The sequence below is a fragment of the Zobellia uliginosa genome (genome assembly GCF_900156625.1).
In the GTDB taxonomy this organism is placed as follows: domain Bacteria; phylum Bacteroidota; class Bacteroidia; order Flavobacteriales; family Flavobacteriaceae; genus Zobellia; species Zobellia uliginosa.
This window is the reverse complement of the sequence record NZ_FTOB01000004.1, coordinates 899862-908671: the sequence shown is the minus strand read 5'-3', so window position 1 is coordinate 908671 and position 8810 is coordinate 899862. Positions and strand designations below refer to the sequence as shown.

9 protein-coding genes are annotated in these 8810 nt (G+C 41.4%); 5 read left to right on the top strand and 4 right to left on the bottom strand.

What is annotated here, in order from left to right:
* Positions 1-615 precede the first annotated feature (615 nt).
* The 4 genes from thrS (at position 616) to rplT (ending at position 3875) form a co-directional block, all read left to right on the top strand.
* Positions 616-2553, top strand: a complete 1938-nt coding sequence (gene thrS, locus BW980_RS16485; protein ID WP_076456308.1) for a threonine--tRNA ligase — start codon at positions 616-618, stop codon at positions 2551-2553.
* Positions 2554-2585: 32 nt separating this feature from the next.
* Positions 2586-3140, top strand: coding sequence for a translation initiation factor IF-3 (infC, locus tag BW980_RS16480; protein ID WP_083690505.1), 555 nt, complete (start codon positions 2586-2588; stop codon positions 3138-3140).
* Positions 3141-3244: 104 nt separating this feature from the next.
* Positions 3245-3442, top strand: a complete 198-nt coding sequence (gene rpmI, locus BW980_RS16475) for a 50S ribosomal protein L35 (RefSeq protein WP_013994375.1) — start codon at positions 3245-3247, stop codon at positions 3440-3442.
* Between the two features lie 88 nt (positions 3443-3530).
* Positions 3531-3875, top strand: a complete 345-nt coding sequence (rplT, locus tag BW980_RS16470; RefSeq protein WP_013994374.1) for a 50S ribosomal protein L20 — start codon at positions 3531-3533, stop codon at positions 3873-3875.
* Between the two features lie 53 nt (positions 3876-3928).
* On the opposite strand, the gene BW980_RS16465 is transcribed toward rplT, so the two are convergent.
* On the bottom strand, positions 3929-4351 hold the full coding sequence (locus BW980_RS16465) for a secondary thiamine-phosphate synthase enzyme YjbQ (RefSeq protein WP_076456241.1): 423 nt from the start codon (positions 4349-4351) through the stop codon (positions 3929-3931).
* A gap of 93 nt (positions 4352-4444) precedes the next feature.
* Here BW980_RS16465 and BW980_RS16460 point away from each other — a divergent pair, with 93 nt between their 5' ends.
* Complete coding sequence (locus tag BW980_RS16460; protein WP_076456240.1) at positions 4445-5245, top strand: HAD family hydrolase; 801 nt, start codon at positions 4445-4447, stop codon at positions 5243-5245.
* Between the two features lie 15 nt (positions 5246-5260).
* Here BW980_RS16460 and BW980_RS16455 read toward each other — a convergent pair whose 3' ends face one another.
* From BW980_RS16455 to BW980_RS16445, 3 genes are all read right to left on the bottom strand, one after another.
* Complete coding sequence (locus tag BW980_RS16455) at positions 5261-5665, bottom strand: hypothetical protein (RefSeq protein ID WP_076456239.1); 405 nt, start codon at positions 5663-5665, stop codon at positions 5261-5263.
* Positions 5662-7608 (bottom strand): hypothetical protein, encoded by a 1947-nt coding sequence (locus BW980_RS16450; protein ID WP_139327710.1) that lies wholly within the window; start codon positions 7606-7608, stop codon positions 5662-5664. Before BW980_RS16450 ends, BW980_RS16455 begins: the two co-directional genes overlap by 4 nt.
* Before the next feature lie 123 nt (positions 7609-7731).
* Positions 7732-8712, bottom strand: coding sequence for a helix-turn-helix domain-containing protein (locus BW980_RS16445; RefSeq protein WP_076456237.1), 981 nt, complete (start codon positions 8710-8712; stop codon positions 7732-7734).
* Positions 8713-8810: the final 98 nt, after the last annotated feature.

Sequence of the window (8810 nt, the reverse complement as noted above, 5' to 3'; positions counted from 1 at the left end):
AGGTTTCCCTTTTTTCCCTATTACGCTGTCTCCACAATATGTCAAATGAACTTCTATATTCCTCCCCGGTCTCCCGGTGACGCCCGATGAACACTATCAGTGTTTGTCTAAGCGGCTGCAAATATACGACTGTTTTTTTAACCGGCAACTTTTTTTGAAAAAAAATTGAATCTTTTTTTTCGCCGTAAAAAACAATATTTCAAAAGGAACGTTTACTCTTTCTTTACCCTCGCTTAACAAACATCTTCATACCTGTTTTGCGGGCTGCAAATGTAAGACCCTTTTTTAATTCTCAAAGAGTTTTTTCAAACTTTTTTCAAGTTTTTTACAACTTCCTTACAACGAGGAAATTACAATCCTTAAAAATTAGAGGGCCTTAAAATTAGACCTTTTTATCGATCCACACAATAGGTAAACGGTACTTTTTACTCAATTTTAAGATTATTATACCCTTAACCTAGAGTTTTCCATAACCTAACCATGGCTTCACAATCGCCCCTATCTATATATATACCCCTCTTCTATAATATAGCCCCCCAATAAACTTGACACTATATATTGTGTGCGTTACGGCGGAATACTATCTTTGCACCCTTATTAAAAACAATGGGCAAGATGAAAATTACATTACCGGACGGAAGTATAAGGGAATATGCCAATGGAAGCACTCCTATGGATATTGCTAAAAGCATAAGTGAAGGTCTGGCGCGGAACGTAATTTCCGCAAAATTCAATGACACGGTAGTAGAAACCGTTACCCCGCTTAACGAAGACGGGACCTTAGTACTCTACACCTGGAACGACAAGGAAGGCAAAAAAGCGTTTTGGCACTCTTCTTCCCATATTGTGGCCCAGGCCCTGGAAGAGCTCTACCCCGGTATCAAACTGACCATCGGGCCGGCTATTGAAAACGGTTTTTATTACGACGTTGATTTCGGCGAGCATACAATTTCGGAAAAGGATTTCCCGGCCATCGAAAAAAAGGCCCTGGAAATCGCCAGGGGAAAGCACGATTTTAAAATGCGCCCCGTATCTAAGGCCGATGCCCTAGCGCTTTACAAAAAGCAAGGGAACGAGTTCAAGGTAGAACTGATCGAAAACCTTGAAGACGGCACCATCAGCTTTTGTGACCACGACACTTTTACCGATTTATGCCGAGGCGGCCACATCCCGAACACCGGCATCGTAAAGGCCATTAAAATATTGAACGTTGCCGGAGCCTACTGGCGAGGTGACGAGAACAAACCGCAACTCACAAGGGTCTATGGTATTTCTTTTCCTAAACAGAAAGAACTTACCGAATACCTAGCCCTTATAGAAGAGGCTAAAAAACGCGACCACAGAAAACTGGGCAAAGAGCTTGAGCTTTTTACCTTTTCTCAGAAAGTAGGCCAAGGTTTACCCTTATGGCTCCCAAAAGGTGCGGCCCTAAGGGAACGCTTAGAGAATTTCTTGAAAAAGGCCCAAAAGAAAGCGGGCTACGAAATGGTAGTTACCCCACACATTGGACAGAAGGAGCTTTATGTAACTTCGGGTCATTATGCTAAATATGGAGAGGATAGTTTTCAGCCTATAAAGACTCCTAAGATGGACGAAGAGTTTTTATTAAAGCCAATGAACTGTCCGCATCACTGTGAAATTTTTAATTTCAAACCTCATTCTTACAAAGATTTACCAAAACGTTTCGCAGAATTTGGTACCGTATATAGATACGAACAAAGTGGCGAACTTCACGGCTTGACCCGGGTAAGGGGCTTTACCCAAGATGACGCACACATTTTCTGTACGCCCGAACAGCTTGATGAAGAATTCAAAAACGTTATAGATCTATCCTTATATGTACTGGGCTCACTAGGGTTCGATAACTTCACAGCCCAAGTATCCGTAAGGGATCTTGATACGCCCGACAAATATATAGGTAGCGTAGAAAACTGGGGAAAAGCAGAAAATGCTATTATCAACGCGGCCAAGGAAAAAGGATTGGATTTCATAATAGAGAAAGGTGAAGCTGCTTTTTATGGCCCTAAACTAGATTTTATGGTGAAGGATGCCCTAGGCCGACAATGGCAGTTGGGTACCATACAAGTAGACTACAATCTTCCGGAACGCTTTGACCTTACCTATAAAGGAAGTGATAACGAACTACATAGGCCGGTAATGATTCACCGTGCCCCCTTCGGTAGCATGGAACGCTTCATCGCCCTGCTACTTGAACATACGGGAGGAAATTTCCCGCTTTGGCTGATTCCGGAACAAGCTATTGTATTGCCAGTGAGCGAGAAACATGAAAAATATGCGGAAAAAGTTTTAAAATCCTTAGAAAATGACGAAATTCGCGCCCTCATTGATGATAGGAATGAAACTGTAGGCAAGAAAATACGTGAAGCCGAAATGAACAAAATTCCTTTTATGCTAATCGTCGGGGAAAATGAAGAAGCGTCGAACACCATTTCCGTTCGCAGACATGGCGGGGAAGATTTAGGTTCTATTTCCCTAGAACAATTTTCAGACTTGGTAACTAAAGAAATAAATAGTACTTTAAAGTCGTTTTAAAAAAAATTAAGTTTAACTAAAAAGAATTAGTCATAGCAATACGTAAAAGATTTAGGCCCCAACCTAGGAGGGAAAATAAAAACCCTCATAAAATCAATGAAAAAATATTAGCACCTAAGGTAAGGTTGGTAGGTGACAATGTAGAGGTCGGGGTATACCCGATACGCGAAGCACTGAACAAATCGGAAGAAATGGGTCTTGACTTGGTCGAGATATCACCAAAGGCAGAACCACCGGTTTGTAAGATTATAGATTACAAGAAGTTTCTTTACGAACAAAAGAAGCGTGAAAAAATCATGAAGGCGAAGGCCACCAAGGTTATCGTTAAGGAAATCCGTTTCGGACCCAATACCGATGACCATGATTACGACTTTAAAAAGAAGCACGCCGAAAAGTTTTTGAAAGACGGAGCCAAATTAAAGGCCTACGTTTTCTTTAAGGGACGTTCTATAGTATATAAGGACAAAGGTGAAATTCTACTTTTAAAGCTTGCCCAAGATTTGGAAGAGTGGGGTAAAGTAGAACAACTACCTAGACTAGAGGGTAAACGAATGACCATGTTCATTGCCCCTAAAACAAAAAAATAGAAGTACTACGGTTCAAACCGTATTACCCAAAAGATACTGAGCGCTGTCCGTCTTATGGCGGACAGTTTCAGCATAAATAAGTGAGATTCATATAAATAGGAAAAATGCCTAAACAGAAAACAAAATCGAGTGCCAAGAAGCGTTTTAAGCTTACCGGTACCGGTAAAATCAAAAGAAAGCACGCTTTTAAGAGTCACATCTTGACTAAAAAGTCTAAAAAGCGTAAGCTTAAGTTAACCCATGATGGCTTAGTTCATCAGTCAGACGTTAACAGTATTAAAGAACAGTTGCGTTTAAAGTAACATTCTTTCGGTAACAAAGTATTAACCATGGAGTTAGGCTCTAAAAGTGTGCAGCAAATTGCACCGCCTACTACAAAAATTAAAAATTATGCCAAGATCAGTAAATGCAGTTGCTTCTAGAGCCAGAAGAAAAAAGGTGATGAAGCAGGCCAAAGGTTACTTTGGAAGACGTAAAAACGTTTGGACAGTAGCCAAAAATGCGGTAGAAAAAGCAATGTTATATGCTTACCGCGACAGAAGAAACAAAAAGAGAACTTTCCGTGCCCTATGGATTACCCGTATTAATGCAGGTGCCCGTTTACACGGATTGTCTTACTCCCAGTTTATGGGGAAATTAAAAGCGAACGACATTGAGTTGAACAGAAAGGTTCTTGCCGATTTGGCCATGAACCATCCGGAAGCTTTTAAAGCCATCGTAGACAAGGTTAAATAAATTAAGAATATATCTCACTTAGAAAGAATCCGGTACGTTTGTACCGGATTTTTTTATTCCCCAAAAGCGGTAAGCACCAGGTTTCTTCCCGATGCATGGTCCCTGTGCTCACATAGGTAAACCCCTTGCCAAATCCCTAGGTTCAATCTTCCATTGCTTATTGGTATTTGTACCGATGCGCCCATTAGGGACGCCTTTATATGTGCCGGCATATCGTCCGGACCTTCGTATGTATGAATATAATACGGTGCGTTCTCTGGTACCATCACGTTCATATGGCTTTCAAAATCGGTTCGTACGGTCGGGTCGGCATTTTCGTTGACCGTTAAGCTGGCCGAGGTGTGCTTTATAAAAATCTGGCACATACCTACCCTGATCTTCTTAAGCTCGGGAAAGGCGTACAAAATCTCTTCGGTCACTAAGTGAAAACCCCGTTTGTATGCCTTTAACCTTATCTCTTTCTGGAAAAATTTCATGTGTGATTTTATATGAAATAAATGTAAAACTTTCTAAATACGAAGCCTAATTAAATTTTGAACAGATACCTTTGCATCTTCTAAAAAATGCATATGGACCTATCGAAAGTAAAAATGGTCGTCACCGATATGGATGGCACCTTGTTGAACTCCAACCACCAAGTAAGCGATCGCTTTTTTGAACTCTTTGAAATCATGAAGCAAAGGGGGATTATTTTCGTTGCCGCCAGTGGAAGACAGTACCATAGTATTGTAGACAAGTTGCACCCCATTAAAAACGATATTGTCGTAATTGCCGAAAACGGCGGCTTTGCCATGCAAAGGGATATTGAGCTCTTAGCCACCCCCCTACCCTATGCGGCCAAGAATTCGGTTCTTAAGGTATTGGATTCCGTTGAGAACATCCACCCTGTTCTTTGCGGGAAGCACAATGCCTATATCAAAAACAATTCAAGGGAATTTGAAGCCAAACTACGGGAGTATTATACCGACTTTAAAATGGTAGACGACCTCAAGGAGTTTGACGGCGAGATCCTAAAGATTGCCATCTACCACTTTGAGAGTTCAGAAAAATACATTTACCCCTCGGTGGCGCATTTAGAAGGCTCATTAAAAGTAAAGGTCTCCGGTGAAAACTGGGTAGACATTTCGAGTCCTGACGCCCATAAAGGATACGCCCTTCAGAAAGTTCAAGAACGCTTTAACGTTAGCCCGGCAGAAACCATGGTTTTTGGCGATTATAACAATGACCTTGAAATGTTGGCCTTAGCGGACTTCAGTTTTGCGATGGAAAATGCACACCCCAACGTAAAGAAAGCGGCCAACTACCTTACCGCCAATAATGATGATTTTGGTGTGGAACGCATTCTCGAAAAATTGGTGAACGCCCGATAAGAAACAAAATACAAGTTATTCTACAAAAATTTTAGCCTCGACCGATTCGTACTCATAGACGGACAGATTTATCGTCTCCGATAATACGATGCTAGAGTTAGGGGCTATTTTCCTGTAGATACGTTTGTAATGGCCTATTTCACGACCTTCCTTGGTCTTCACCTTAAAGAATACATTGTATTTCCTTTGGGGCGATAGAAAAATATCTTCGGACCGGTTCATTACCTCGTAATCCACTTTAATGGAATTCGTCTCCTTACGCAGCTCTTGAACATATACAACTTTCACCTCTAACTCAAACTCCTTCGGCGCCGTTTCATGATGGGAAGAAGACATCTCGTAGCCTTGATAGGCCAAGGAGCCACAACTATTCAGTGCCAGCTCTAAAACAATGCTTCCTATCAGTAGAATCCTTTTCATTTCACGAATATCGATAATATATTGGCCACTCTCTGGTCATCGTGCAAATTCTTGTGCTTTGCCCCTATCTCATCTTCATCGGCCCTGTACAGTTCATAATAAACCTTCAGCTCCTTTTTTAAAAATTGATGGGCGCTATGATGCAAATACTGACCTATTGAAGTATCGGCCACAAAGAGGGACACGTAGGTTTTTTGATATTTCTTGAACAGTTGCTTGAACAATTTGGGGTTGGCCCCATAAGACACCTTATCCTCAGAAGAAAGCTCCTCGAGTAAGGTTTCCAATAAAGGAAGGCTCCTAATCGTTTCATTGTTGATCAGCAACATCTTGTCGGCAAGCAAATCGATGTTTTTGTAAAGCGCTCTTTTGTCATCCTTCTCACCACCCTGCCATTGGTGTAAAACCACCAAAAGCTTGTCTAAAATCTTCTGCATTTCTTCCCAGTCGTCTTGAGACTCCTTGTTCAATGATATTTCCTTGTCGTAAATATTGTAGAAATCGATTAGGTCTTGCGATATTTTCGAGGCTATAATCTTTTCATCTTCGTCGAGTACACTTAAATCGAGAAACTCTATTTCCTCCGACTCCTTTGCCGCACGATTAAATACCTCTACATAATAGGCATCGGTCTCTTCGAAACCTACGTCGGCATTCCCCCTTTCGCTGAACTTTCGGCCCAAGCGCTTCAGCTCTTCAAGGTATTGATAATGCCCTAAAATTTTACCTAAGAGATAGGCACGCTTCTTTCTCGTCTCGAGAGTAGACTGTGCGACTTCCATCCTATTGGCGCCAAGAAGTCCTACTTGAAAGTTTTTATAATGTACATAACTTGGGTTATGCGTACCCTGAAAGCCGACTTCGTCGAGAGACTTGGGCGTATCGGTTCCGAAGAAGGCCTTTCGCTTTACCATTTGTTCTTCGGGAAGTTGCTCCAGGTATTTATAACTGCCCCTGTAATCCAACTTTTCAATTTCCTGATACACCTCAAGGGCTTTTTCATCCTCGCCAAGTGCATGGTAGGCCCCGGAAATATTCGCCAATAGGCCCCAAACCACTTTCACCTGTTTTTTGTCTTGACTATCGTATTTCGATATCTCCTCCCGCCAAAAATCAATTTTTGGAAGCAATAGGGCCTCTATCTCCTTCTGATAATTCCTTCCTGGCGCTACATCCGATAAGCTCTTTAAAGCTTCTATCGAAGCTTGTATGCCACTTAAATCAAAGCCCTTTTTCTTCTTAAACGTATAGACGTACAGCGACTTCTTTTTACGACGCAGATCAATAAGGTCTTGCAAGTACTCCACTAGCTTATAATGCAAGGGTCCTGATACGCTCCCGTTCGCACCCGCCATATACTTTTCCGCATTTTCCATAAAATGGGCCTTCGTCAATTCCAATGCCTTTTTTTCACTGGTAATGGCGCTATTTTCGAAAACATTTATCGAGTGCAAGGTGTTGTAATCCTCAAGTTTTTTCTCGTGCAGAAGTCGACCTTGGGCATCGGTGATTTCGATTTTTATACCGCTATGAAGTTTTAACTGGCCCTTATAGCGCTCTTCTTCTTTTCCCCCCTTCTTTTCCTTATCGGCCGAAATCTCAAAAACGCTAGGTTCGGGAGTAAGAATAACCTTTATATCCGCCTCATCGATTCGCGTGGTTTGATACGACCATAGATCGAGAAAGGTCACCAAATTCGAAGAAAGGGTTATTTTACCCTCCGTAGATTTCAAAAAGACCAACTTATCCCCATTCCCATGGATCAAGGCCGCAGATATCGTCAGGGGCTTTTCATCGATGGAAAAGGCTATTTTATTCGATGTAGCCTGTATTATAGGGTAATTCCATGCGTAATAATCAATGGATCTTTGTTTCGGATTTTGCGCCACAGCACTAAAAATCCCTAATAGAAGTAGTAGGTAAAGAGTACAATTTTTGTTCAAAATAATTCTGTTTGTAATCAAACGAAAAAGGAATAAAAATATTGGGACATCAAGGTTCCGTCCACACCTTGGCAAAACCATTTTTGCCCGATCAAGAATGACCACCTGTATTACACCACCTTATTAAATTACTGACAACAAAGTACTTGGCAAATACCCCATAGTCTTCTTGAAGGCTACGGTAAAATGCTGGGGATTGGAATAGCCCACTTCGTAAGAAGCCTGAGCGATAGAACAGTTTTCGTCGACTATCAAAGTTTTGGCCCTTTCCATCCGAAGACGTGTGATATATTTAAAAATGGTAGTTTGATGGACTTTCTTAAAGCAAGTTTTGAGTTTGGTGGTATTAAACCCTGCTATTTCCGACAGTTCTTTTATGGTCAACTTTTTCTTGAGGTTCTGCTTTATGTACCCCACTACCCTTTCAATGGCTTCATTATCCAAAATAGGCAACTCAACTTCGCCATGCCCACCAATACTATGTCCTCTTCCCAAAAACACCTCTATGAGCAAACAACGTATTTGAGACGCTATATAATTCGTTCTGGCGCTTCCGGTAAATGGGCAGTTCAACATTTCAAGAAGCGGTACACGCAACTTTCCGGGTATTACCCGTCCTTTACTCCAAAGAAGTTTGGCTTCCTTGTCCTCGGCCATAAAATGTCCAAGCACGGAATCGCCCCCTTTTCCCAACAAATCCTCAAGAAACTTCCTTGTAAAGAATATTTCCACGGAAGTATAATCTAGACCTTTAAACTTCTGAGTGCCCAAAATACTCGGCCATTGGACGAGATTGTAGTAGCCTGACTTAATACCGACTCTAGCCCTGTTTTCAATTCCGGTAAACTTGTAAGTGCCTTGCAACAAGAAATGAAGCCCCAAACACGAATGAAGGTTTTCATATGGGACGGTAGAAGGATTTTCTAAGCTGAATTTTCTCAATAAGATCCTAGCCCCTTCCAATCGGAGCTCTTGACAACTTCCCTTTAGCCCTTTTTCATGTTGAAAATCAAGCGCTTTGGTTACATTTTCATGAATAGATGGCACTAGGTCACCCCCCTGGTCTGCCTTATACTGCCCCGATGGAAAAAGACCTATTCTCATTTATTCTTAATTCGTAACTAAAACTTCCTTTTGCGTTAGTGCTACCCAAAAACCTAGATTAGTTTTGCAAAGCTATTTATTTAGATTAAATCTTAATA